This is a genomic window from Micrococcus lacusdianchii, from assembly GCF_023155805.1.
In the GTDB taxonomy this organism is placed as follows: Bacteria; Actinomycetota; Actinomycetes; order Actinomycetales; family Micrococcaceae; genus Micrococcus; species Micrococcus lacusdianchii.
Genome location: NZ_JAKNUW010000003.1, coordinates 39,680 through 62,798 on the forward strand (window position 1 = coordinate 39,680; position 23,119 = coordinate 62,798).

Annotated in this window: 21 protein-coding genes; 15 read left to right on the forward strand and 6 right to left on the reverse strand. The window is 71.1% G+C overall.

All coding sequences use genetic code 11. The features are described 5' to 3' along the window. Positions 1-14 precede the first annotated feature (14 nt). The 9 genes from dnaJ to uppS all read left to right on the forward strand — a co-directional run bounded on the left by dnaJ (position 15) and on the right by uppS (position 9,556). On the forward strand, positions 15-1,151 hold the full coding sequence (dnaJ, locus tag MA879_RS02610) for a molecular chaperone DnaJ (RefSeq protein WP_248123187.1): 1,137 nt from the start codon (positions 15-17) through the stop codon (positions 1,149-1,151). After that, entirely contained in the window at positions 1,148-1,918 is a 771-nt protein-coding gene (locus MA879_RS02615) for a 16S rRNA (uracil(1498)-N(3))-methyltransferase (RefSeq protein ID WP_248123189.1), read from the forward strand. Before dnaJ ends, MA879_RS02615 begins: the two co-directional genes overlap by 4 nt. A gap of 122 nt (positions 1,919-2,040) precedes the next feature. Continuing rightward, positions 2,041-3,078: a PhoH family protein gene (locus MA879_RS02620; protein ID WP_248123191.1), complete on the forward strand. Its 1,038-nt coding sequence runs from the start codon at positions 2,041-2,043 to the stop codon at positions 3,076-3,078. Continuing rightward, positions 3,060-3,533: an rRNA maturation RNase YbeY gene (ybeY, locus tag MA879_RS02625; protein ID WP_248123199.1), complete on the forward strand. Its 474-nt coding sequence runs from the start codon at positions 3,060-3,062 to the stop codon at positions 3,531-3,533. The genes MA879_RS02620 and ybeY overlap by 19 nt, the downstream gene beginning before the upstream one ends. A 10-nt stretch (positions 3,534-3,543) precedes the next feature. After that, positions 3,544-4,869: a hemolysin family protein gene (locus MA879_RS02630; protein WP_248123201.1), complete on the forward strand. Its 1,326-nt coding sequence runs from the start codon at positions 3,544-3,546 to the stop codon at positions 4,867-4,869. Then, the gene (era, locus tag MA879_RS02635) at positions 4,866-5,828 is read left to right on the forward strand and encodes a GTPase Era (protein ID WP_248123203.1); all 963 of its coding nucleotides are present in this window, start codon (positions 4,866-4,868) and stop codon (positions 5,826-5,828) included. The genes MA879_RS02630 and era overlap by 4 nt, the downstream gene beginning before the upstream one ends. A gap of 241 nt (positions 5,829-6,069) precedes the next feature. Continuing rightward, positions 6,070-7,800 carry a 2-isopropylmalate synthase gene (gene leuA, locus MA879_RS02640; protein ID WP_248123205.1) on the forward strand — a complete coding sequence of 577 codons (1,731 nt, stop codon included), beginning with the start codon at positions 6,070-6,072 and terminating at the stop codon, positions 7,798-7,800. 9 nt (positions 7,801-7,809) lie between these two features. Continuing rightward, positions 7,810-8,712, forward strand: a complete 903-nt coding sequence (gene recO, locus MA879_RS02645; RefSeq protein ID WP_418001208.1) for a DNA repair protein RecO — start codon at positions 7,810-7,812, stop codon at positions 8,710-8,712. Positions 8,713-8,716: 4 nt separating this feature from the next. Beyond that, a complete protein-coding gene (gene uppS, locus MA879_RS02650; RefSeq protein WP_248123209.1) occupies positions 8,717-9,556 on the forward strand; it encodes a polyprenyl diphosphate synthase in 840 nt (279 codons plus the stop codon). 25 nt (positions 9,557-9,581) lie between these two features. On the opposite strand, the gene MA879_RS02655 is transcribed toward uppS, so the two are convergent. Next, entirely contained in the window at positions 9,582-10,649 is a 1,068-nt protein-coding gene (locus MA879_RS02655; RefSeq protein ID WP_248123211.1) for an alpha/beta hydrolase, read from the reverse strand. Positions 10,650-10,726: 77 nt separating this feature from the next. Between MA879_RS02655 and MA879_RS02660 the strand changes: the two genes are divergently transcribed. Beyond that, the gene (locus MA879_RS02660) at positions 10,727-11,857 is read left to right on the forward strand and encodes a quinone-dependent dihydroorotate dehydrogenase (protein WP_248123213.1); all 1,131 of its coding nucleotides are present in this window, start codon (positions 10,727-10,729) and stop codon (positions 11,855-11,857) included. A 15-nt stretch (positions 11,858-11,872) separates the two neighbouring features. On the opposite strand, the gene MA879_RS02665 is transcribed toward MA879_RS02660, so the two are convergent. Further along, positions 11,873-12,505 carry a DUF3043 domain-containing protein gene (locus tag MA879_RS02665; protein WP_248123215.1) on the reverse strand — a complete coding sequence of 211 codons (633 nt, stop codon included), beginning with the start codon at positions 12,503-12,505 and terminating at the stop codon, positions 11,873-11,875. A 40-nt stretch (positions 12,506-12,545) separates the two neighbouring features. Between MA879_RS02665 and MA879_RS02670 the strand changes: the two genes are divergently transcribed. The 5 genes from MA879_RS02670 to MA879_RS02690 all read left to right on the forward strand — a co-directional run bounded on the left by MA879_RS02670 (position 12,546) and on the right by MA879_RS02690 (position 17,756). Further along, positions 12,546-13,982: a dipeptidase gene (locus MA879_RS02670; protein WP_248123216.1), complete on the forward strand. Its 1,437-nt coding sequence runs from the start codon at positions 12,546-12,548 to the stop codon at positions 13,980-13,982. Between the two features lie 120 nt (positions 13,983-14,102). After that, a complete protein-coding gene (gene erpA / locus MA879_RS02675; protein WP_248123218.1) occupies positions 14,103-14,495 on the forward strand; it encodes an iron-sulfur cluster insertion protein ErpA in 393 nt (130 codons plus the stop codon). Between the two features lie 236 nt (positions 14,496-14,731). Further along, positions 14,732-15,649, forward strand: coding sequence for an aa3-type cytochrome oxidase subunit II (ctaC, locus tag MA879_RS02680; protein ID WP_248123220.1), 918 nt, complete (start codon positions 14,732-14,734; stop codon positions 15,647-15,649). Next, positions 15,649-17,358, forward strand: a complete 1,710-nt coding sequence (gene ctaD / locus MA879_RS02685; protein ID WP_248123223.1) for an aa3-type cytochrome oxidase subunit I — start codon at positions 15,649-15,651, stop codon at positions 17,356-17,358. Before ctaC ends, ctaD begins: the two co-directional genes overlap by 1 nt. Beyond that, positions 17,355-17,756 (forward strand): cytochrome c oxidase subunit 4, encoded by a 402-nt coding sequence (locus MA879_RS02690; RefSeq protein WP_248123231.1) that lies wholly within the window; start codon positions 17,355-17,357, stop codon positions 17,754-17,756. The genes ctaD and MA879_RS02690 overlap by 4 nt, the downstream gene beginning before the upstream one ends. Positions 17,757-18,655: 899 nt before the next feature. On the opposite strand, the gene qcrB is transcribed toward MA879_RS02690, so the two are convergent. The 4 genes from qcrB to ctaE all read right to left on the reverse strand — a co-directional run bounded on the left by qcrB (position 18,656) and on the right by ctaE (position 23,039). Next, complete coding sequence (gene qcrB / locus MA879_RS02695) at positions 18,656-20,356, reverse strand: cytochrome bc1 complex cytochrome b subunit (protein ID WP_248123233.1); 1,701 nt, start codon at positions 20,354-20,356, stop codon at positions 18,656-18,658. Positions 20,357-20,361: 5 nt separating this feature from the next. Then, a complete protein-coding gene (gene qcrA, locus MA879_RS02700; protein WP_248123236.1) occupies positions 20,362-21,438 on the reverse strand; it encodes a cytochrome bc1 complex Rieske iron-sulfur subunit in 1,077 nt (358 codons plus the stop codon). A 69-nt stretch (positions 21,439-21,507) separates the two neighbouring features. Then, on the reverse strand, positions 21,508-22,314 hold the full coding sequence (qcrC, locus tag MA879_RS02705) for a cytochrome bc1 complex diheme cytochrome c subunit (protein ID WP_248123238.1): 807 nt from the start codon (positions 22,312-22,314) through the stop codon (positions 21,508-21,510). 86 nt (positions 22,315-22,400) lie between these two features. Beyond that, on the reverse strand, positions 22,401-23,039 hold the full coding sequence (ctaE, locus tag MA879_RS02710; RefSeq protein WP_470365343.1) for an aa3-type cytochrome oxidase subunit III: 639 nt from the start codon (positions 23,037-23,039) through the stop codon (positions 22,401-22,403). Positions 23,040-23,119 lie beyond the last annotated feature (80 nt).

Consider the following 23,119-nt stretch of genomic DNA (forward strand, 5'->3'; position numbering starts at 1 on the left):
AGGGACCCCACCCCATGGCAGACCACTACGAGACCCTCGGCGTCGGCCGCGACGCCAGCGCAGAGGAGATCAAGCGCGCCTACCGCAAGCTCGCCCGCACCCACCACCCGGACGTGAACCCCGGCCCGGAGGCGGCCGAGGAGTTCAAGCGCATCTCCCACGCGTACGAGGTGCTCTCGGACGAGGACAAGCGCCGGATCTACGACGCCACGGGCAATGAGAACGGCACGGCCGGAGGGTTCGGTGGGGGAGGCTTCGGGGGCCCGGGGTTCGGCGGGTTCGCGGACATCTTCGAGACGTTCATGAACGCCGCGGGCGGTGCCGGCCGCGGCCCGGTGCCGCGAGCGCGCCGCGGCCAGGACGCGCTCGTCACGGCGCGGATCGAGCTCAAGGACGCCGTGTTCGGCGGGGAGACCACCCTCCAGCTGGACACCGCCGTGCCGTGCGGGCGCTGCCACGGCACGTGCTGCGAGCCGGGCACCCAGCCGGAGACCTGTTCCACGTGCCGCGGCCAGGGCATGACCCAGCGCCCCGTGCGCTCCATGCTCGGCACCGTCATGGCCACGGAGTCCTGTCACGTGTGCCAGGGCTTCGGCACGGTGCTGCCGCACCCGTGCGTGGAATGCTCCGGCCAGGGCCGCGTCCGCGCCGAGCGCCCGCTCACCCTGCGGATCCCCGCCGGCGTGGACGACGGCACGCGCATCCACCTGGCCGGCCGAGGCGAGGCCGGCCCCGGCGGCGGTCCGAACGGCGACCTCTACGTGGAGGTCCAGGTGCGCCCGGACCCGGTGTTCCGCCGCGAGGGGGACCACCTGGCCACCACCGTCACCGTCCCCATGGCGGCCGCCGCGCTCGGCACCTCCATCACCCTGGAGACCCTGGACGGCCCCCAGGAGGTCGAGATCGAGCCCGGCACCCAGTCCGGGCACGTGGAGACCGTGCGGGGTCTCGGCGTCGGGCGGCTGCGCGGCACCGGCCGCGGCGACCTCAAGGTGGACGTCGTGGTCACCACCCCCACCGACCTCACCGCCGAGCAGCGTGAGCTGCTGGAGGCCCTCGCCGCCTCGCGCGGGGAGCAGGTGGAACACGGCGCACCGCCGCAGTCCAAGGGCATGTTCGCCCGGCTGCGCGAGAACCTGAAGAACCTGTGACGGCCCCGCTCTTCCTCCTCGCGCCGGGCGCGCTCGACGGCGTGGTCCCCGGCGGGGAGGTCGTCCTCACCGGGACCGAGGCCCGGCACGCCGGCGCCTCGATGCGCCTGGCGGCGGGGGAGGAGGTCCTCGTCGCGGACGGCGTGGGTGCGCGTGCCCGCGGCACCGTGGCGGCGGCCGCCCCGGACGAGGTCCGGGTGCGGGTCGAGGAGCTGACGCCCGAGCGGGTGTCCACGCCGCGCCTGGTGCTGGTGCAGGCCCTGTCCAAGGGGGATCGGGACCTCATGGCGGTCCAGGCCGCCACGGAGCTCGGGGTGGACGCCGTGGTGCCGTGGGAGGCCGAGCGGTCCATCGTGCGGTGGAAGGGCGCCAAGGCGGACCGCGCCCACCGCAAGTGGGAGGACACCGTGCGCGCCGCCGCCAAGCAGGCCCGCCGTGGCCGCGTCCCGGAGGTCCGCGGCGCGGTCTCCGGCGCGCGCGTGGAACAGCTCGCCCGCACTCCCGCTCACGACGGCGGCACCCGCCTCGTCCTCGTCCTCCACGAGGCCGCGGACGAGGGCCTGTCCGCGGTGCCCGGGGCGGAGCTGGCGGGCGCGTCCGAGGTGCTGCTCGTCGTCGGGCCGGAGGGCGGGGTCTCCGAGGCGGAGCTGGCGGCCGCCGTCGACGCCGGCGCGCGCCCGGTCCTGCTGGGACCGCACGTGCTGCGGGCCTCCACCGCGGGCCCGGCGGCACTGGCCGTGCTGCAGCACCGGCTCGGCCGGTGGTGAACTCCGGCGGCGGCTCGCGGGACCGCCCCCGTGCAGGGTGGCACCGGCCCTAGACTGGGCGGGCCGGGCGGTGCGCCGTCCGGCCCCACCCGTCCCCGGCACCGAAGGTGATCCGCCGCATCGTGAGCGTCCTGCCCGTCCCCCTCACCCCCACCGCGTCCGCGGAGGAGGTCGTCAGCTTCGAGTCCGCCGAGATCATGGTGCGGACCCTCGGCGCCCAGGACGCGCTGCTGCGCATCCTCGGCGGCGTGTTCCCGGCGGTGGACATCTCCGTCCGGGACCAGGCGCTGGGCCTGCGCGGCCCGGCCGAGGCCGTGGGCCAGGCCCGCCGTGTGGTGGAGGACCTGCGCTCCCTGGCCCGGCGGGACGCCCCCGTCACCCCCGAGGTGATGGAGCAGGTGGTCATCCTGGTGCGCGGCGGCTCGGCCGGACGCGGGGCCGGCGCCCTGCACCTGGACTCGATCCTCTCCGGCCGCGGCCGCAAGATCCGCGCCAAGACCCTGCACCAGCAGGACTACGTGGAGGCGATCGACCGGTCCACCGTGGTGTTCGGCCTGGGTCCGGCCGGCACCGGCAAGACGTATCTGGCCATGGCCAAGGCAGTCCAGGCGCTGCAGGCCAAGGAGGTCAACCGGATCATCCTCACCCGCCCCGCGGTGGAGGCCGGCGAGCGCCTGGGCTTCCTGCCCGGCGGGCTCTCCGAGAAGATCGACCCGTACCTGCGCCCGCTCTACGACGCGCTGCACGACATGATCGAGCCCGAGTCCATCCCCCGGCTGATGGAGGCCGGGACCATCGAGGTGGCCCCGCTGGCCTACATGCGCGGGCGCACGCTCAACGACGCGTTCGTGATCCTCGACGAGGCGCAGAACACCACGCCGGAGCAGATGAAGATGTTCCTCACCCGCCTGGGCTTCGGCGCCCGCATGGTGGTCACGGGGGACACCTCCCAGGTGGACCTGCCGCGCGGCACGCAGTCCGGGCTGGCCCAGGCGGTGGAGGTGCTCGAGGGGATCGACGGGCTGGAGATGGTCCGGTTCGACTCCTCCGACGTGGTCCGCCACTCCCTGGTGAGCGCGATCGTGGACGCCTACGACCAGGCCCGCCCGGGCGCCGCGCCGGGGGAAGCCGGGGGTCGGCCGTGGCCGTTGAGATCGTGAACGAGTCCGGGATCGAGGTCCCGGAGCAGGAGCTGCTGCGCATGGCGCGGCACGTCTACGCGTCCCTCCACGTGCACGAGCTGTCCGAGACGGCGGTGACCGTGGTGGACGCGGAGCGCATGGCCGAGCTGCACGTCGAGTGGATGGGTCTGGAGGGCCCCACGGACGTCATGAGCCTGCCCATGGACGAGCTCGGCCCCGGGCGTGAGGGCGCGCCGAGCGAGGGGGTGCTGGGCGACGTCGTGCTGTGCCCCGAGGTGGCCGCGGAGCAGGCCGCCCGCGGCGGGCACACCCGTGACGACGAGCTGATGCTGCTGCTCACCCACGGCATGCTCCACCTGCTCGGCTACGACCACATGGAGGCGGACGAGCGCGCGGAGATGTTCGCGCTGCAGGACCGCCTCGTCTCCGAGGTGCTGGGCCGTCCCGCGCCCGCGCCCACCATCGAGGACTGACCCCCACGCCATGCTGACCCCTGTCCTGCTGATCGCCCTCTTCCTGGTCTTCATCATCTGCACGTGGGTGCTCGCGCTGGCCGAGTCCGCGTTCACCTACCTGCCCCGCCGGGACGCCGAGGACATCGCCCGCCAGCGCCCGGACACGCGCGTGCTGGACGTCACCGCGGACCTCGACAGCCACCTGGGCGCCCTGCGCCTGTGGCGATTCGTCACGGAGGCGTTCGCGGCCATGGGCCTCGTGGCCGGCGTGCACCGGCTCACGGACCTGCTGTGGCCGGAGCTCGACGACTCCGTGTGGCCGGCCCTCGGCGTGGCCGCCGTGGTGATCGTGGCCGTGGGCGCGGCGCTGGGCGTGTGGAGCCCGCGGCCCATCGGCTCGCGCAACGAGGCCGCCGTCGCGGCCCGGACCGCGGGGCTGGTCTCGGGTCTGCGCCGCGTCCTCGGCCCGGTGGGCAGCCGCCTCGGCCAGGACCGCCGCCGCTCGGAGGACCAGATGGCGGACGAGGACGACTTCCAGGAGCGCCACCTGCGCGAGGTGGTGGCCCGCGCCCACGACGCCGACGTGCTGGCCGACTCGGAGGCCGAGCTGATCGAGTCCGTGTTCGGCATGACGGACACCCTCGTGCGCTCGGTGATGGTCCCGCGCACGGACGTGGTGACCATCGACGCCGACCACACCCTCCGCCAGTCCATGGACCTGTTCCTGCGCTCGGGCAACTCCCGCATCCCCGTGATCGGTGAGGACTCGGACGACATCCGCGGCATGCTCTACCTCAAGGACGTCACCCGCGCCCTGCACCGGGACGGGGCCCTGCCCTCGGACCCGGTCACGGGCACCATGCGGGACGTGCGCTTCGTGCCGGAGTCCAAGTCCGTGGCCCCGCTGCTCCAGGAGCTGCAGCGGGAGTCCACGCACGTGGCGATCGTGGTGGACGAGTACGGCGGCACCGCTGGCCTGGTGACGCTGGAGGACCTCATCGAGGAGATCGTCGGCGAGATCTACGACGAGGACGACCGTCCCGACCGCCCCGAGGTGGAGCAGCTCGAACCCGGCGTGTTCTCCGTGGACGCCCGCATGGGCATCGGTGATTTCCGCGAGGAGTTCGAGCTCCCCGAGGGGGAGGACGAGGACGACGACGTCGAGACCGTCGGCGGCCTGCTCGCCAAGGAGCTGGGCCGGGTGCCCATCCAGGGCTCCGAGGTGACCGTCCACGGTCTCGTGCTGCGGGCCGACACCCTCGAGCCCCGACGCAACCGCGTGGCCCGCCTCCGCGTGGAGGAGACCGAGCACCGCCCCGCCCGCATGCGCCCCACCCCACAGGAGACCGAATGACCTCGCTGATCGACCCCACCGTCCCCGAGGGGCACCGCTCCGGCTTCGCCTGCCTGGTGGGCCGGCCCAACGCCGGCAAGTCCACGCTGACCAACGCCCTGGTGGGGGAGAAGGTGGCCATCACCTCCTCCAAGCCGCAGACCACGCGGCACACCATCCGCGGGATCGTGCACCGGCCCGACTTCCAGCTGGTGCTGGTGGACACCCCCGGCCTGCACCGCCCGCGCACCCTGCTGGGCGAGCGGCTCAACGCCCTCGTGGCGGAGACCCTCTCCGAGGTGGATGTGGTGGGCTTCTGCCTGCCGGCGGACGAGAGGATCGGCCCGGGGGACCGGTTCATCGCCCAGCAGCTGGCGGCGCTGCGGCGCACCCCCGTGGTGGCGCTCGTGACGAAGACGGACAAGGCGGACCCCGCCCGGGTGGCCGAGCAGCTGCTGGCCGTGACCGCGCTGGGCGACGAGGTCCTGGGTCCGGACAACGGCGGGCGGGGGTTCGCCGCCGTCGTTCCGGTCTCCGCGGTGGCCGGGCGTCAGGTGGAGGACGTGGAGCAGGTCCTGGCCGGGCTCCTGCCGGCGGGCCCGCCCCTGTACCCGGACGGCGAGCTCACGGACGAGCCCGAGGCGATCATGGTGGCCGAGCTCATCCGCGAGGCTGCCCTGGAGGACGTCCGCGACGAGCTGCCCCACTCGGTGGCCGTGGTGGTGGACGAGATGAACGCCCGCGAGGGCCGGCCGAAGGACCGACCCCTGCTGGACGTCTTCGCGAACGTGTACGTGGAGCGGGACAGCCAGAAGGGGATCATCATCGGCAAGGGCGGCTCCCGGCTGCGGCAGATCGGCACCCAGGCGCGGCAGGGGATCGAGAAGATGCTCGGCACCCCGGTGCATCTGGATCTGCGGGTGAAGGTGGCGAAGGACTGGCAGCGGGATCCGCGGCACCTGAACCGGCTGGGGATGTGAGACGGGACGGAGGCGGCGCAGGACGCCCCGCTCGGGACGAGTGAGGGGTCGTGGAGACGGGCCGTCGGTCCTCTCGGACCCGGGCGCTCACAAGGTGAGACGCTGACAGGGACCTGCCCGCCCCGCGCGTCGGGAGGGTGTGGAATGGGGGAGTGGCCCGGACCATGCTGGACACCCCGGCCCGGACAGTCGACGCGTCGGCGGCCCACCCCGCCGCCGCAGAGGAAGAGGTGATGCGCACATGCGCAATCTGCAGCAGCCCTCGGGCATGAAGCATGGCAGGTACGTGCCGTACCACGAGCAGATCCAGGTGCACCTGCCGGACCGCACGTGGCCGGACAAGCTCATCACCGAGGCGCCGCGCTGGTGCGCCGTCGACCTGCGGGACGGCAATCAGGCGCTGATCGACCCCATGGGCCCCGAACGCAAGCTGCGCATGTTCCAGCTCCTCGTCCAGATGGGCTACAAGGAGATCGAGGTCGGCTTCCCCTCCGCCTCGCAGACGGACTTCGACTTCGTCCGTCAGCTGATCGAGGGTGACCACATCCCGGACGACGTCACCATCCAGGTCCTCACCCAGGCCCGCGAGCACCTGATCGAGCGGACCTTCCAGTCCCTGGAGGGCGCGGACCGGGCCATCGTGCACCTCTACAACTCCACGTCCATGCTGCAGCGCCGTGTGGTGTTCCGCCAGGATGAGGACGGGATCGTGGACATCGCCACCACCGGCGCCCGCCTGGTCAAGAAGTTCGAGGAGCAGCTCTCCGGCACGGAGATCACCTACGAGTACTCGCCCGAGTCCTACACCGGCACCGAGCTCGAGTTCGCCCGCCGGATCTCCGACGAGGTCGCGGACGTCCTCGAGGCCTCCACGGACCGCAAGATGATCCTCAACCTCCCCGCCACCGTGGAGATGGCCACCCCCAACGTGTACGCCGACTCCATCGAGTGGATGCACCGCCACCTCGAGCACCGCGACTCGATCATCCTGTCCCTGCACCCCCACAACGACCGCGGCACCGGCGTCGCCGCCGCCGAGCTCGGCTACCTCGCCGGCGCGGACCGGATCGAGGGGTGCCTCTTCGGCAACGGCGAGCGCACCGGCAACGTGGACCTCGTGACCCTGGGCATGAACCTCTACTCCCAGGGCATCGACCCCATGATCGACTTCTCGGACATGGACCACATCCGCCGCACCGTGGAGTACTGCAACCAGCTGCCCGTGCCCGAGCGCTCCCCGTGGGGCGGCGACCTCGTGTTCACCGCCTTCTCCGGCTCCCACCAGGACGCCATCAAGAAGGGCTTCGAGGCCATGGACGCGGACGCGGCCGCCGCCGGCAAGCACGTCGACGAGATCGAGTGGGCCGTCCCGTACCTGCCCATCGACCCGAAGGACATCGGCCGCTCCTACGAGGCCGTCATCCGCGTGAACTCGCAGTCCGGCAAGGGCGGCGTCGCCTACCTGCTCAAGTCCGAGCACAACCTGGACCTGCCGCGCCGCGCGCAGATCGAGTTCTCCCACGTCATCCAGGATCTGGCCGACGCCCAGGGCGGCGAGGTCTCCGGCGCCGACCTGTGGCGCGTGTTCCAGGACGAGTACCTGCCGGCGGAGAACAAGGAGAAGGCCTGGGGCCGCTACCGCGTCCGCTCGCTGAACTCGGAGTCCGGGGAAGACGGTGCGTTCCGCATGACCGCGGAGATCCTCGTCGACGGCGAGCTCCAGACCCGCACCGCTGCCGGCAACGGCCCGATCGACGCGTTCCTCAAGATCCTCGGTGAGGACGGCCAGGACGTCCGCGTGCTCGACTACACCGAGCACGCCCTGTCCGAGGGCGGCTCGGCCATGGCGGCCGCCTACGTGGAGGCCGCCGTCGGGGACCGCGTCCTGTGGGGCGTGGGCCTGGACCACAACACCACCACGGCCTCGCTCAAGGCCCTGATCTCCGCGGTGAACCGCGCCCTGCGGGACTGACGGCCGCCCGTGCCGCCCGTCTCCGACGACGCTGCCGCCCACGCCCGACGCTCCGGGGGCGGGCGGCAGGGAGGCGGGCGCCATGGAGGCTACGCCGCGAACTCGTTCCGCACGGAGGGGATCGTGCTCCGCACCCACCGCCTGGGGGAGGCGGACCGGATCGTGGAGGTCATCACCCCGGAGCACGGCATCCTGCGGTGCGTGGCCAAGGGCGTGCGGAAGTCCTCCTCCCGCTTCGGCTCGGTGGTGGAGCCGTTCATGCACTCCACCCTGCAGATCGCCCACGGCCGCGGCGAGCTCAAGACCATCACGCAGGCTCAGCTGATCCACCCCTACGCCACCATGGTGGCGGAGGACTACGAGGCCTACACGGTGGCGGCCGCCCTCGCCGAGGGCGCGGAGCGCATCGTCGCGGTCGACGACGACGGACGCCTCGCCCAGTGGCGCCTCTTCCACGGAGCGCTGGCCGCCCTCGCCCGCCGACGGCACGACCCGCGCATGGTCCTCCACTCCTTCCTGCTCCGCTCCCTGGTCCAGGCGGGCTGGGCCCCGTCCTTCGACCGCTGCGCCCGGTGCGGAGCGCCGGGTCCGCACACCTCGGTGAACGTGGCCCTCGGCGGGGCGGTGTGCGCGCAGCACCGGCCCCCGGGGTCGGCCAGCCCGGCGCCCGAGACGTTCGCGCTGCTGCACGCGCTGACCGCGGGGGACTGGGAGGTGGTGGACGCGGCCGGCGCCCTCGCCCGGCGGGAGGCGGCCGGTATCGTGTCCGCGTACCTGCAGTTCCACGCCGAGCGGCGGCTCGTGTCCCTGTCCGTCCTGGACCAGGAGATCGCCCCGCCCGCCGCCCGCCGGGCCGCCGCGGCACCCCCCGGTCCCGCCGTGTCCGTCACCCCCGCCGAGAGGAGCCCCTGAGGCCATGTCCGACGTCGCCAAGGTGAGCCCGCCCCCGCACCCCTCGGGCGCCGTCGCCCCCGCCATGGGCTCGCGCTTCATCCCGCGCCACGTGGCCGTGGTGATGGACGGCAACGGCCGGTGGGCCAACCAGCGCGGCCTGCCCCGCACCGAGGGCCACCGGGCGGGGGAGGCGGCACTGCTGGACGTCGTCGCGGGGGCGGTGGAGCTGGGGATCGGGCACGTGTCCGCGTATGCCTTCTCCACGGAGAACTGGTCCCGCTCCGCGGACGAGGTCCGCTTCCTGATGGGCTTCTCCCGGGACGTGCTGCGCCGGCAGCGGGACACCCTGGACTCGTGGAATGTCCGCATCCGCTGGAACGGGCGCGCGCCGCGCCTCTGGACGCCCGTCATCCGTGAGCTGCGCGAGGCCGAGGACCTCACCCGGGACAACACCGGCACCACCCTGCACATGTGCGTCAACTACGGCTCCCGCGCCGAGATCCTCGACGGCGTCCAGGCGATCGCCGAAGAGGTGCGCGCCGGGCGCATGGACCCGGGGGACATCTCCGAGGCCACGCTCACCCGCTGGCTGGACCGTGCGTACCGCTCCGGGGACAGGGACATCGACGTCACCCCGGACGTGGACCTCTTCCTGCGGACCTCGGGCGAGCAGCGCCTGTCCAACTACCTGCTCTGGCAGTCGGCCTACGCCGAGCTGCTGTTCCTCGACGTGCTCTGGCCGGACGTGGACCGGCGCACCCTCTACGCGGCGGTGGAGGCCTATGCGCGCCGGGACCGGCGGTATGGCGGCGCGGTGGACGCGCCGCAGGCGGACGCCATCGGGGGAGCCGCGGGCGGCTGAGCCCACCCGACGGCGGCCCCGCGCCTCACTCCTCGCGGGGCGGGGCCACCGGTGCCAGCCACCGCAGGGTGTCCGCCATGGCCCGCGAGCGCACCGGCTCGGAGGAGGCGTAGACGTCGTGGAGGGCGCCGGCGTGCTGCTGCACGGTGACCTCGCGGCCCAGCCGGAGGGCCCGGCGGGCCATGGCGGAGGGGTTCAGGATGATGTCCGCGGCGAGCATGGCCTCGCCGTAGCGCAGGCCGCGGTGGCCGGTGTCGGAGACCAGCACGAGGACGGGCACGTCGATCGACAGGCCACGTGCCACGCGTGCGTGTCCGGCCAAGACGGCGTCCAGCCAGGCGTGGGGCAGATCGAAGGACCAGCGCGTTCGCCAGGCGGGCACCAGGTCCCACTCGCCGTCCGCCTCGGAAGAGAGGCTCCGCCAGTAGAAGTCGATGCGCGGCAGGCTCAGCGTCCCGTAGGGCCGGGCGCGGGCCAGGGGCCGGGTGGCGAGGCGGGCGACTGCGCGCGCCGTCGTGCCGCCGTGGGTCTGCAGCCAGGGGCTGTTGAGCACGAGGGCGGCGAGGCGGCCGGGGTTCCGGTCCGCCCAGAGGGAGGCCACGAGGCCGCCGGTCGAGTGGCCCAGCACCACCGGGGGCAGGGGGTGGTCACGGGCGACGGCCGCGAGGGCTGCCTCGATGTCGGCGTCGTACCGTCGCAGGTCGTCCGTCCAGCCCGGCGTCTGTCCGGGGCGGAGTGATCGCCCGTAGTGGCGCAGGTCCACGGCGTGGAAGGCGTAGCCGGCGTCCTCGAACGCCTCGGCGAGCGGGGCGTTGTAGAAGTAGTCGCTCCACCCGTGGATCGCGAGGACCGGACGTCGGTCAGGGTCACGCCTGTCCTTGGGGATGCGTCGGCGAACCAGTGTGACAATGTTCTGGCCTTGTCTGTCCGCGTCGAGGCCGAGGGTCAGGCGCTCGAACCCGGCCATCCCGTCCCGGACCCATCCGCCGCCGGGGGCGTCGGCCACGAGAGCGGCATGGACGTCGCGCAGGTCTGCGGTGGTGGCCTCCACGGTGGGGCGGCGCGGCAGGCGCAGGTGGTCGCGCAGGAGCATGCCCGCCACTGTAGGCCGTCCGCCCGGGCCGCGCGCGGGAGGGCTGTGGGTGGCGGCGACCGTGGGAAAATGGCGCCATGCAGCTGCCCGACCCCCGCGCCCGCGTCCAGTCCGTGCTCGACTCCTCCGCCCCCCGCGCCTACCCGGCCCTCTTCCGTGCCGTCTTCTCCGGCATGGACGCCGAGCGGGCGCATCACGTGGGGTTCGCCGGCATCCGTGCCGCCGAACGCACCGGAGCCTCCCGTGCCCTGCGTGCCGCGATGGCCCCGGACCTCGGCCTGGCCCGCACCGTGATGGGCCTGCGCTTCCCCTCCCCGTTCGGCCTGGCCGCGGGCTTCGACAAGACCGGCGTGGGCACCACCGCCCTCGCGGAGCTCGGGTTCGGGCACATCGAGGTCGGCACGATCACGGCCCAGGCTCAGCCCGGCAACCCGGCCCCTCGCCTCTTCCGTCTCCCCGCGGACCGCGCCCTGGTGAACCGGATGGGCTTCAACAACGACGGCGCCGCGGCCGTCGCCCCCCGCCTGGCCGCGACCCGGCGCGTCCTCACGGAGAGGTTCGGGGCGGTGCGGCCCGTTCTCGGAGTGAACATCGGCAAGACCAAGGCGGTCCCGCTCGAGGGCGCCGCCGAGGACTACCGGAGCGCCACGCGCCTGCTCGCCCCGCACGCCGACTATCTGGCGGTCAATGTGTCCTCCCCGAACACCCCGGGGCTGCGCCAGCTGCAGGAGATCTCCGCCCTCGAGCCCATCCTGGCGGCCGTCCGGGAGGAGGCGGACCGAGTCGTCGCCGACCGCCGGGTGCCTCTGACAGTCAAGATCGCCCCGGACCTCGCGGACGAGGACGTGCGCGCCGTCGCCGCGCTGGCCGGGCGGATCGGGCTCGACGGCGTGATCGCCACGAACACCACCGTGTCCCGCGCGGGCCTGGCCACCCCCGCCGCCGAGGTCGAGGCCCTGGGCGCCGGCGGTCTGTCCGGCGCGCCGCTGAAGGAGCGTTCGGTCGAGGTTCTCGCCGTGCTGCGCTCGGCGCTGCCGCCCGCCACCGCACTGGTGAGCGTGGGCGGCGTGACCACAGCCGAGGACGTCGTCATGCGCCTGGACGCCGGCGCCGACCTGGTCCAGGGGTACACGGCGTTCCTCTACGAGGGGCCGTTCTGGGCCGGCCGGATCAATGCGGGCCTGGCCCGCCGGGTGCGCGGCCGCTGAGGGGTGGCCTGCGGATCACGCGGGGAACTGGCCGCGCTTCACCTGGGGCTTGGGCAGGCGCAGGCGTCGGAACTGCAGCGCCCGCATGACGCCGTAGAAGCCCGTCCCCGGCTCGGCCGCACCGAACTTCCCGGTGAGTCGCTTCTTGAGCTGGCGGGAGAGGTAGAAGCTCTCGGCGATCACGAGGGCGACCAGCACGTAGAGCGAGATCATCAGGACCAGCTGCACCCGAGCGCCGGGGATCACCATGGCCACCACGTACAGCAGGACCACGGGCATCAGCCACTCGCCGATGCCCGTGCGCGCGTCCACGTAGTCGCGCACGAACCGCTTCTGGGGCCCGCGGTCACGTGCCGGGAGGTTGCGCTCGTCGCCGGTCTCGAGGGCGTGACGCTGGCGCATCCGCTCATGGGCCGCGGCCTCCCGCTCAGCGCGGCGGGCGGCCTTGCGGTCCTCGGGCACCAGGGTGCGACGCCGCGCGGCCTCCTGGTCCTTGCGGCGGGGCGTGGGGGCGTTCTTCCCCTGTGCGCGGTCCCGGCGCGTCTCCGCCTGCCCGGCGGGACGGGCCTCGGGCGCGGCCGGCAGCGCAGTGGAGCCGTGGGTGGGCGGCAGGGCGTCGGTCTCGGTCTTCTTCCAGCGTTTCAGCACCGCATCAGTGTAGTGCGGGACACGTCGTAGGCTGAGGCCCATGACCCAGCATGCCCCCCGTACAGCCCCCGCCGCCGTCCCGGATCCGGACCTGGTGGCCGCCGTCCGCGCTGCCGTGGACGCCCGCTTCCCGCAGACGCTGCAGACCCTCAAGGATCTCGTCGCGATCCCCGGCATGGCCTGGGACACCGCCGACCGCTCCGTGCTGGAGCGCTCCGCCGAGACCGTGGCCGGCCTGCTCCGCGAGACCGGCCTCGAGGACGTGGAGATCGCCGTCGAGGACCGTGAGGACGGCACGTCTGGCGGCCCCGCCGTCATCGGTGGCCGGACGGGCGCTTCTGACAAGCCGACTGTCCTGTTGTACGCCCACCATGACGTGCAGCCGATCGGCGACGAGTCCCTGTGGGACACCCCGCCGCTGGAGGCCACCGAGCGCGACGGCCGTCTGTACGGCCGCGGTGCCGCCGATGACAAGGCGGGCGTCATGGTCCACCTCGCCGCGCTGGCCGCCCTGGACGAGGTGGCTCCCGACGCCGACCTCGGCGTCCGCGTGTTCGTCGAGGGGGAGGAGGAGGCCGGCTCGCCGACCTTCCGCCCGTTCCTGGAGCGCCACCGGGACCGCCTCCAGGCGGACGCGATCGTGGTGGCGGACTCGTCCAACTGGGCCGTCGGTGAGCCCGCCCTGACCACCTCGTTGCGCGGCGTGACCAGCGGCACCGTCACCGTCCGTGTGCTCGACCACTCCGTCCACTCGGGCATGTTCGGCGGGCCCGTGCTGGACGCCGTCGTGCTGCTCTCCCGCCTGATCGCCACCCTGCACGACGCCGAGGGCGCCGTGGCCGTGCCTGGTCTCGAGCCGCGGCAGCACGCGGACGTGGACTACGACGAGGCCGTGTTCCGCGCCGACGCCGGTGTGCTGCCGGGCGTGCGCCTCGCGGGACGCGGCACAGTGGCCGACCGCCTGTGGAACGGCCCGGCGCTGAGCGTGATCGGCATCGACGTGCCCTCCGTGGACACCGCGTCGAACACCATCCAGTCCTCCGCGCGCGCCAAGATCTCGTTGCGTCTGGGCCCGGGCATGGACCCGGCGGATGCCCAGGACGCGCTGCGCCGCCATCTCGAGGCGCAGTCGGAGGCCGTTCTGGGCGCGCAGATCACGTTCGAGCCGGGGGAGCAGGGTCAGCCCTTCGCCACGGACACCTCCGCCCCGGCCGCCGCGGCCATGATGGCCGCCCTCGGCGCCGCGTGGGACACCCCGGCCCGCGAGACCGGTCTCGGGGGGTCCATCCCCTTCACGGCGGACCTGCAGGAGCTGTTCCCCGACGCCACCATCCTGATCACCGGTGTGGAGGATCCGGACTCGCGGGCGCACTCCGCCAACGAGTCCCTGCACCTGGAGGACTTCCGCCGGGCGATCGTGGCCGAGACCCTGTGGCTCGCCGGCCTGGCCGGGGTGACCGCGCCCGCCGCGCGCTGACCCGCCGGCGCCCGGAGGCCGGCGTCGGGGAATGACCCGGCGCCCGCCGCTGTTGTCCTGGCTGACCACGCGCGGCCCGCCCCACATGGCCGTGCTCCGCACCACCCACAGGAGGCCACGATGGCTCTGTCCGCAGAGGAGACCGGCGTCGAGATCGGCGCCACCGAGGACGCCGCCGGGCTGCCGACCCACGAGGTCGAGCTGACCGACGTCGCGGCGGCCAAGGTCCGCGCCCTGCTCGAGCAGGAGGGTCGCACGGACCTGCGCCTGCGTGTGGCCGTCCAGCCGGGCGGCTGCTCCGGCCTGATCTACCAGCTCTACTTCGACGAGCGCGTGCTCGACGGGGACACCGTCCGCGACTACGACGGCGTCGAGGTGATCGTGGACAAGATGAGCGTCCCGTACCTGATGGGGGCCACCATCGACTTCGAGGACACCATCTCGAAGCAGGGCTTCACGATCGACAACCCCAACGCGGTGGGCTCCTGCGCCTGTGGGGACTCCTTCCACTGAGCCCTCACCGTCGCATCGTCGGGCCGCATCTCCACACAGGGGTGCGGCCCGACTTCGTTCCGGGTCAGGCGGGATACGGCCCTGCGTGTCTCGGTGCGGCCAAACCGGCCCGGTCGGCTTAGACTGGCTCCTGAATCGTCAGGGCATACCCGTCCCTATCGACAGGAACCTGCGAAACCTCGCAGGATTCTGGGGGCGGCGCCCACTCGCACACGAGATGAAGAGGAAGGCCGTCTGTGAGAGCACAGAATGACGCCGGACGTCGGACTCGCCGCCGCATCACCGCTGGGGCCCTCGGGGCCACGGCGATGGTCGTGCTGTCCGGCTGTTCGGCAGAGGCACAGCGTGGCTGGCTCCCGGGCACCCGGGAGACCACCAACCACAACGCGCAGCTCACCGACCTGTGGGTCAACTCCTGGATCGCGGCCCTGGCCGTCGGCCTGCTCGCGTGGGCGGCCATGATCTGGTGCATGGTGGCCTACCGCCGGCGGAAGAACGACCAGGGGTTCCCGAAGCAGACGGCCTACAACGTGCCGATCGAGACCATGTTCACGGTCCTGCCGATCCTCATGGTCTTCACCCTGTGGGGCTTCACGAACCGGGTCCAGGTCGAGGTGGACCAGCCCGTGGACGACTCGCCGCTCACCGTCCAGGTGCACGGCAAGCAGTGGTCCTGGGACTTCTCGTACTCCTACCGGCAGCCGAACGGCGAGGTGACCGAGGCCCACTACCAGGGCATTCAGGCCCAGCTCGACGGCGCTGAGGGCGTCCAGGAGACGCTTCCCACCCTGTACCTCCCCGAGGACGTACCGGTGCACTTCGAGCTGAAGTCCCGCGACGTCGCGCACTCCTTCTGGATCCCGCAGTTCCTGCAGAAGCGCGACATGCTCCCCGGCAAGACCAACCACCTGTACCTCACCCCGCAGGAGCAGGGCTCCTTCGACGGCAAGTGCGCCGAGCTCTGCGGTGAGTTCCACTCGGAGATGCTGTTCAACGTCGAGGTCGTGGACCAGGCGGAGTTCGTGCAGCGCCTCGACGAGATGGAGCCGGGCCTGGTGGGCGACGAGTACAACCGCAACCCCAACAACAACCCTGACGGCGCCCGGGAGATGGAGGTCGACCTCCAGACCCCCCGCGGTGGAGGTAGCCACTGATGACCACTTACGAGTACGCAACGGACGAGGTGCGCTCCCACGCGCAGCCTCGCGTGGTGCCCCGTTCCCTGGGCAAGATCGCCGTCAGCTGGCTGACGACGACCGACCACAAGATCCTCGGGTACATGTACCTGATCGTGTCCTTCGTCTTCTTCTGCGTGGGCGGCGTGATGGCCCTCATGATCCGCGCGGAGCTCTTCGAGCCCGGCATGCAGATCCTGCAGACGAAGGAGCAGTACAACCAGCTGTTCACGATGCACGGCACGATCATGCTGCTGATGTTCGCGACCCCGCTCTTCGTGGGCTTCGCCAACGTGCTGGTGCCGCTGCAGATCGGCGCTCCGGACGTGTCCTTCCCGCGCCTGAACGCCCTGGCCTTCTGGTTCTTCCTGTTCGGCTCGCTCATCGCGTGCGCCGGCTTCCTCACGCCTCAGGGTGCCGCCTCGTTCGGCTGGTTCGCGTACGCCCCGCTCTCGGACACCACGTTCTCGCCCGGCGTGGGCGGCGACCTCTGGGTCTTCGGCCTGGCGCTCCAGGGCTTCGGCACGATCATGGGCGGCGTCAACTTCATCACCACGATCCTGACGATGCGTGCCCCGGGCATGACGATGTGGCGCATGCCGATCTTCACCTGGAACACCCTCATCACGGGCATCCTGATCCTGATGGCGTTCCCGCCGCTGGCCTCGGCGCTCTTCGCGCTGGGCATGGACCGCCGCTTCGGCGGCCACATCTTCAACCCGGAGAACGGCGGTGCCATCCTGTGGCAGCACCTGTTCTGGTTCTTCGGCCACCCCGAGGTGTACATCATCGCGCTGCCGTTCTTCGGCATCGTCTCCGAGATCGTCCCGGTGTTCTCCCGCAAGCCGATCTTCGGCTACAAGTCGCTCGTCTTCGCGACGACGGCCATCGCGGCGCTCTCCGTGACCGTGTGGGCCCACCACATGTACGTGACCGGCTCCGTGCTGCTCCCGTTCTTCTCGGTGATGACCATGCTCATCGCGGTCCCCACCGGCGTGAAGTTCGTGAACTGGATCGGCACCATGTGGCGCGGTTCCATCACCTTCGAGAACCCCATGCTGTGGACCCTCGGCTTCATGGTGACCTTCCTCTTCGGCGGTCTGACGGGCGTCATCCTGGCGTCCCCGCCGCTGGACTTCCAGGTGTCCGACACCTACTTCGTGGTCGCGCACTTCCACTACGTCATCTTCGGAACCGTGGTCTTCGCGATGTTCGCCGGCTTCTTCTTCTGGTGGCCCAAGTTCACCGGCAAGATGCTGAACGAGCGTCTGGGCAAGATCCAGTTCTGGCTGTTGTTCGTGGGCTTCCACGGCACGTTCCTCATTCAGCACTGGCTGGGTGTCATGGGCATGCCGCGCCGCTACGCCGACTACATGGTGGAGGACAACTTCGCCACCATGAACGCGTTCTCCACGGTCTTCTCCTTCATCCTCGGCGCCTCGCTGATCCCGTTCTTCTGGAACGTCTACATCACCAGCCGCTACGGCAAGAAGGTCACCGTCGACGACCCGTGGGGCTTCGGCGCCTCGCTCGAGTGGGCCACCTCGTGCCCGCCCCCGCGTCACAACTTCCACGCGCTGCCGCGGATCCGGTCGGAGCGTCCCGCGCTGGACCTGCACCACCCGGAGCTGTCCCACTACTCGCCGCAGGCCGAGCCTGAGGCGTTCGGAGAGAAGGTGTCGTCGTGAAGGTCGGAGCCAAGGTCTTCTGGGTGATCGGGATCTTCTTCCTGTTCGCTGCCACTCTGTATGGATTCTGGGTCGAGTGGACCGAATGGGCGGGCATTCCCGCGATCTACGCGGTCGCTGCGATGTCGTTCATGATCGCGTGGTACGTGCAGTCCACGGACAAGCGCCACGGCCTCGGCCCGGCCGATGACGAGGACGGCGAGATCACCGACTACGCCGGCACATACGGCGTCTTCGCCCCCTCGAGCTGGTGGCCGCTGGGTGTGGCCACGGCCTGTGCCCTGATCGTCACGGGCCTCGCCATCGACTGGTGGATCCTCCTGCTCGGCGTCCTGGCCGGTGTGTACTTCACCTTCGGCTGGGTGTACCAGTTCTCGCGTGGCAAGTACGCGCACTGACTCTCAGAGCGACACCACCGCCTCGGGCGGCTCCCCTGCAGGGGAGCCGCCCGAGGCCTTTCTCCACCCGAGCGCGGCTCGTCGCGGCTGGAACGTGCCTCGACGAGCCCTCTCACCGTCCATGCCGCCCGAGCCGATCAACGGGGCACTGACGAGAGCCGCTGACCGGGAGCAGTCACCCGGGACCGAGTGCGGGGGACTCTACACCTGAGGCAGTCCGAGCGCGGCCTGGACGGAATCTGCCCGGTCGCCACCCCTCAGTTCGCTCTGCCTGGGCCGCAGAACACCGACGAGCCCAGCAGATGGCCACTGGTCGAGAACAGGCCCTCGAGCCATCGAGGCGGCGAGCCGCGGTCAAGCACCGTCTGGGCGCCATCCAGCAGGGGGCCGCGGAGATCACCGCGAGACGGCTCGCACGTGAAGGACCCTCCTCGTCACGCAGAGCAGGACCGTGTTCCGCGTGCGGGCCCGATCCTCGGGTGCATGTCCTGCAGGGCGGAGGGAACCACGGTCCTCGCGGTCCGCCACGAGGGGAAGCCCGTGCTGCCAGGCTCGGCCGGGGCGGCGGGGAGACGGGACATCCGCTCGGGCGTGAGGCCCCTGCCGCATGGTCGCGGACCGCCGCCTGTGCGCGACGTCGGTGCCTGCGCCGGGGTCACCGCATCCGACGGGCCTGGGCTCGCCGCTGACCGGCCCCGGCATGGTGGTGCTCTACGCTTCGGCGGGTGGCCGGCGGACCGTCGACCACGCTGGTTCGTCGACGCCCTCACGATGGGCAGCCCCCGCGGGTGTGGCGGCATCGAGGCCCGTCCTGCACGGGGCGTCGGTGGCGGCAGAGACAGAAGGCCCCCGGCATCCGCGGATGCCGGGGGCCTTCGTGGGGGGAGCCGCGCCTGTGGTCAGTGGGCGATCTCCGGGTTCGAGCCGCCGTTGCGAGCACCGACGCCGACCGGCTCGAGGTGATCGCCGTGACCGCCATGCAGGCGGGACTCGACAAGTTCCTCGCGGGTCACGGGGGACACGCGCTCCTCGTAGAACATCCGGTTCAGGCCGGCACGGGCCTTCTCGAGACCGGAGATCTTCCCGTTGCGTCCCGGAGTTGCCGGAGTCGGACGGGTGTCGTCGAAGGACACGAGGCGGTAGAGCTCGAAGTCGTCCAGCTGTCGGTGACGCTCATGGAAGCCGCCCTCCGGCGACATCTCGATCACGCCGGCCTCGTGGCCGTGCAGGACGGTCTCACGGTCCCGGCGCTGCAGGGACAGGCAGATGCGGCGGGTGATGATGAACGCCAGCACCGGGCCGAGGAAGAACAGCGCACGCAAGGTGTAGAGCACGTCGTTGAAGGCCACATGGAAGTGCGTGGCGATCAGGTCCGAGGAGGCCGCCATCATCATGACGGAGTACCAGACGACCGCCGCCACACCGATGCCGGTGCGGGTCGGGGCGTTGCGCGGGCGGTCCAGGATGTGATGCTCACGATCATCCTTGGTGATCCAGCGCTCGATCCACGGCCACGCGACCATGCCGACGATCAGGAGGCCGACAGGGATCAACGGGATCAGCACTCCCATGGGGAGCGAGACGCTCGCACCCCACGGCATCGGGATGTTCCACAGGAAGGAGAAGTCACCGATCATGCCCGGCATGAGGCGCAGGGCGCCGTCGAACACGCCGATGTACCAGTCGGGCTGGGTGCCGGCCTGAACCGGCGACGGGTCGTAGGGACCGTAGTTCCAGATCGCGTTGATGGTGACGGTCGAGGCGATGAGGGCCAGGATGCCGAACACGATGAAGAAGAAGCCGCCGGCCTTGGCCGCGTACACCGGGCCCACGGGGTAGCCGACCACGTTGTTCTCGGTCCGGCCGGGGCCGGGGTACTGGGTGTGCTTGTGCACGACCACCATGAACAGGTGGATGCCGATCAGCAGCAGGATCGCGGCGGGCACGATCATGATGTGCAGGGCGTACAGGCGACCGATCACGGCATAGCCCGGGAACTCGCCGCCGAAGAGGAAGGCGGAGAGGTAGGAGCCCACCAGGGGCAGGGCCTTGAGGATGCCGTCGATGATGCGCAGACCGTTGCCGGAGAGCACGTCGTCCGGGAGCGAGTAGCCGGTGAAGCCGGCGGCCCAGCCCGCCATCAGGAGGAAACAGCCGACGACCCAGTTGAGCTCACGCGGCCGCCGGAACGCGCCGGTGAAGAAGATGCGCAGCATGTGCACGGACATGGCCATGACGAACATGAGCGCCGCCCAGTGGTGCAGCTGACGCATGAACAGGCCGCCGCGGATGTCGAACGAGATGTCGAGGGACGAGGCGTAGGCCGCGGACATCTCGATGCCGCGCAGCGGCGCGTAGGCGCCGTTGTACGTGACGTGGGACATCGACGGATCGAAGAAGAAGGTGAGGAAGGCACCGGACAGCAGCAGGATGACGAAGCTGTACAGGGCGACCTCGCCGAACATGAACGTCCAGTGGTCGGGGAAGATCTTCCGCGCGAAGAACTTGACGATCGGCGACGCGCCGGTGCGGGTGTCGATGAAGTTCGCGAGGCGGCCCGTCGTCGTGGCCGGCTGGAACTGATTCGTTGCAGTGCTCATAGGGGTCAGCCACGCTCCCAGTAGACAGGCCCGACGGGCTCATGGAAATCGCTCTGAGCGACGAGGAAGCCCTCATCGTCGACGGTGATCGGCAGCTGGGGCAGCGCGTGGCTGGCCGGGCCGAAGATCACCTTGCACTCCTGCGTGAGGTCGAAGGTCGACTGGTGGCAGGGGCAGAGCAGGTGATGGGTGTGCTGCTCGTACAGCGCGATGGGGCAGCCCACGTGCGTGCACACCTTGGAGTAGGCGAAGATGCCGTCCACGTTCCAGTCCTCACGGCCCGGGGTGATGTCCACCTTCGACGGGTCGAGGCGCATGACGAGCACCACGGCCTTGGCCTTCTCATTGAGCTTGCCGTGCTCGACCTCGTTGAGGCCCTCGGGGATTACGTGCATGGCGGAGCCGAGGGTGACGTCGGAGGCCTTGATGGGGGAGCCGGTGGGGTCGCGCACGAGGCGGACGCCCTCGGCCCACATGGTGTGGCGCAGGCGCTCGGGGCCGAAGTTTTCCGCTGCCTGGTCGGAGAAGTTGTCCGTGTTGTCCAGGTCCCGGAAGGCGAAGATGAACGGCAGCGGGGCCAGGACGGCCGCGCCGATCAGGGTGTTCCGCAGGAGCGGGCGGCGCTTGATCTGCGACTCGTCGAGGATGTCGGCGATCATGCCCTGCGCGGCGGCCCGATCGGCCTCGGATCGGATCTCGTGGCGCTCCTCGATGGTCTCGTGGTCCGGCATGAGCGTCTTGGCCCAGTGGACGACGCCGATGCCGATGCCCAGCATCGCCAGCGCGACGCCGAGACCCAGCAGCAGGTTCTGCAGGAACAGGAGCCCGAAGTCCTCGTCGTTGCCGATCTGTCCGACACCGAAGTAGCCGATGAAGAACAGCACCGTGCCGAGCACGGAGATCAGGAAGAAGACGGAGACCTGGCGCTCGGCGCGCTTCGCAGCCCGCGGGTCCTCGTCGGCGAGACGCGGACGGTGCGGGGGAAGGCCCGGGTTCTCGATGGCATACCGAGGCGTATCCCCCCCGGCGTGCTCGAGGGCACCCGAGTGTTCCTCGGTCCCTTCGAAGCCTTTCTCGCCCATATGACCAGTTTCCTTTGCTTGAGTGATGAATGTCGTGACGTGTGCGGGGCGCCCGGGGCGCCGGCGGGATCAGGAGGAGCGGCTGGTGAGCCAGACCATGAACCCGACGATCAGCGCGAGGCCGGCCGTCCAGATGAACAGGCCCTCGGCCACGGGGCCGAGCGAGCCCAGCGCAAGGCCGCCGGGGGACCCGTTGGTCTCGATGGTCTTGAGATACGCGATGATGTCTCGCTTGTCCTCCGGCTTGAGGTTGGAGTCCGAGAAGACGGGCATGTTCTGCGGGCCGGTCTCCATGGCCTCGTAGATGTGCTTCGCCGAGACGTCCTGGAGGCTCGGGGCGTACTTGCCACGGGTCAGGGCACCGCCGGCGGCGGCCGCGTTGTGGCACATGGCGCAGTTGATGCGGAACAGGTCGCCGCCCTTCGCGATGTCGACGCCCTCGGCGTCGATGTCGAGGTACTCGTCCTCCGGCACGCCGGGACCGGCGCCGAGCGAGGCGACGTAGGCGGCGAGCTGCGCGGTCTGCTCCTCGGAGAACTGGGTGGACTTGCGCTGGGCCTGGGGGCCGTTCATCTGCATCGGCATGCGACCGGTCCCCACCTGGAAGTCGACGGAGGCCGCACCCACGCCCACGAGGGACGGGCCGGCGGGGCCGCCAGCGGCGCCCGTCCCGTGGCAGGAGGCACAGTTCGCGTTGAACAGCTTCTCACCCTCGGCGATGTCATCAGCCGAGGCGGCCGCGGTGACCTGCGTGGCCGCCTGCGCCTGGTTCACGGTGCTCGCGACGGAGTACAGTCCGCCGGTCACCAGGAGTCCCAGCAGGAGGAGCGCCAGCCCCATCAGAGGATGGCGGCGGTTCTGCGAAAGTGCCTTCACGGGGTTTCCTATCGTGTGTCTTCCGGGCGCGGGGGCGATGCCGCCCCATCCGTGCCCGTACCTCTGGTCGGTGCAGTGGGGGTGTCTTACTTGAGGAAGTAGACGATGAAGAACAGGGCGATCCAGACGACGTCCACGAAGTGCCAGTAGTAGGACACGACGATCGCGGACGTGGCCTCGTGGTGGCCGAAGCGGCGGGCCAGGAAGGCGCGTCCGATGATGAAGAGGAACGCGATGAGACCGCCGGTCACATGGAGCGCGTGGAAGCCGGTGGTGATGTAGAACGCCGAGCCGTACGCGTTGGCGGCGATGGTCACGCCCTCTGTCACCAGGGTGGCGTACTCGAAGGCCTGCACGGCCACGAACACGGAGCCCATGAGGACGGTGAGGATGAACCACTCCACCATGCCCCAGCTCCTGAAGGAGAGGAGGCCGCCGGTGCGACGGGGCTGGAGCCGCTCAGCCGCGAAGACGCCGAACTGGGCGGTGAAGGAGGACAGGACCAAGATCACGGTGTTGGCGGCCGCGAGGGGCACGTTGAGGATCGCGGTGTTCTCCGCCCACAGCGCCGGAGAGGTGGAGCGCAGGGTGAAGTACATGGCGAAGAGCCCACCGAAGAACATGAGCTCGCTGGCAAGCCACACCATGGTCCCGACCTGAACCATGTTCGGCCGGCTCGGAAGCCCCGTGGTGGGCGTGTGGAGAGTGGAGGTTGCAGTGGTCACACCGCCATTATGGCCCCAAACACGCGCCACCGGGTAACCAGAACGTATCGTGTCGCGCCACGTCCGAAGCCTCCCGCCGA

What these genes read in the sequence shown, in the direction of transcription:
- MA879_RS02655 (WP_248123211.1), bottom strand. Translation starts at nt 10,649, where the DNA reads ATGCTCCTGCGCGACCACCTGCGCCTGCCGCGCCGCCCCACCGTGGAG.
- MA879_RS02660 (WP_248123213.1), top strand. Translation starts at nt 10,727, where the DNA reads ATGCAGCTGCCCGACCCCCGCGCCCGCGTCCAGTCCGTGCTCGACTCC.
- qcrB (WP_248123233.1), bottom strand. Translation starts at nt 20,356, where the DNA reads ATGAGCACTGCAACGAATCAGTTCCAGCCGGCCACGACGACGGGCCGC.
- MA879_RS02630 (WP_248123201.1), top strand. Translation starts at nt 3,544, where the DNA reads ATGCTGACCCCTGTCCTGCTGATCGCCCTCTTCCTGGTCTTCATCATC.
- uppS (WP_248123209.1), top strand. Translation starts at nt 8,717, where the DNA reads ATGTCCGACGTCGCCAAGGTGAGCCCGCCCCCGCACCCCTCGGGCGCC.
- ctaD (WP_248123223.1), top strand. Translation starts at nt 15,649, where the DNA reads ATGACCACTTACGAGTACGCAACGGACGAGGTGCGCTCCCACGCGCAG.
- erpA (WP_248123218.1), top strand. Translation starts at nt 14,103, where the DNA reads ATGGCTCTGTCCGCAGAGGAGACCGGCGTCGAGATCGGCGCCACCGAG.
- era (WP_248123203.1), top strand. Translation starts at nt 4,866, where the DNA reads ATGACCTCGCTGATCGACCCCACCGTCCCCGAGGGGCACCGCTCCGGC.
- MA879_RS02670 (WP_248123216.1), top strand. Translation starts at nt 12,546, where the DNA reads ATGACCCAGCATGCCCCCCGTACAGCCCCCGCCGCCGTCCCGGATCCG.
- dnaJ (WP_248123187.1), top strand. Translation starts at nt 15, where the DNA reads ATGGCAGACCACTACGAGACCCTCGGCGTCGGCCGCGACGCCAGCGCA.
- leuA (WP_248123205.1), top strand. Translation starts at nt 6,070, where the DNA reads ATGCGCAATCTGCAGCAGCCCTCGGGCATGAAGCATGGCAGGTACGTG.
- qcrA (WP_248123236.1), bottom strand. Translation starts at nt 21,438, where the DNA reads ATGGGCGAGAAAGGCTTCGAAGGGACCGAGGAACACTCGGGTGCCCTC.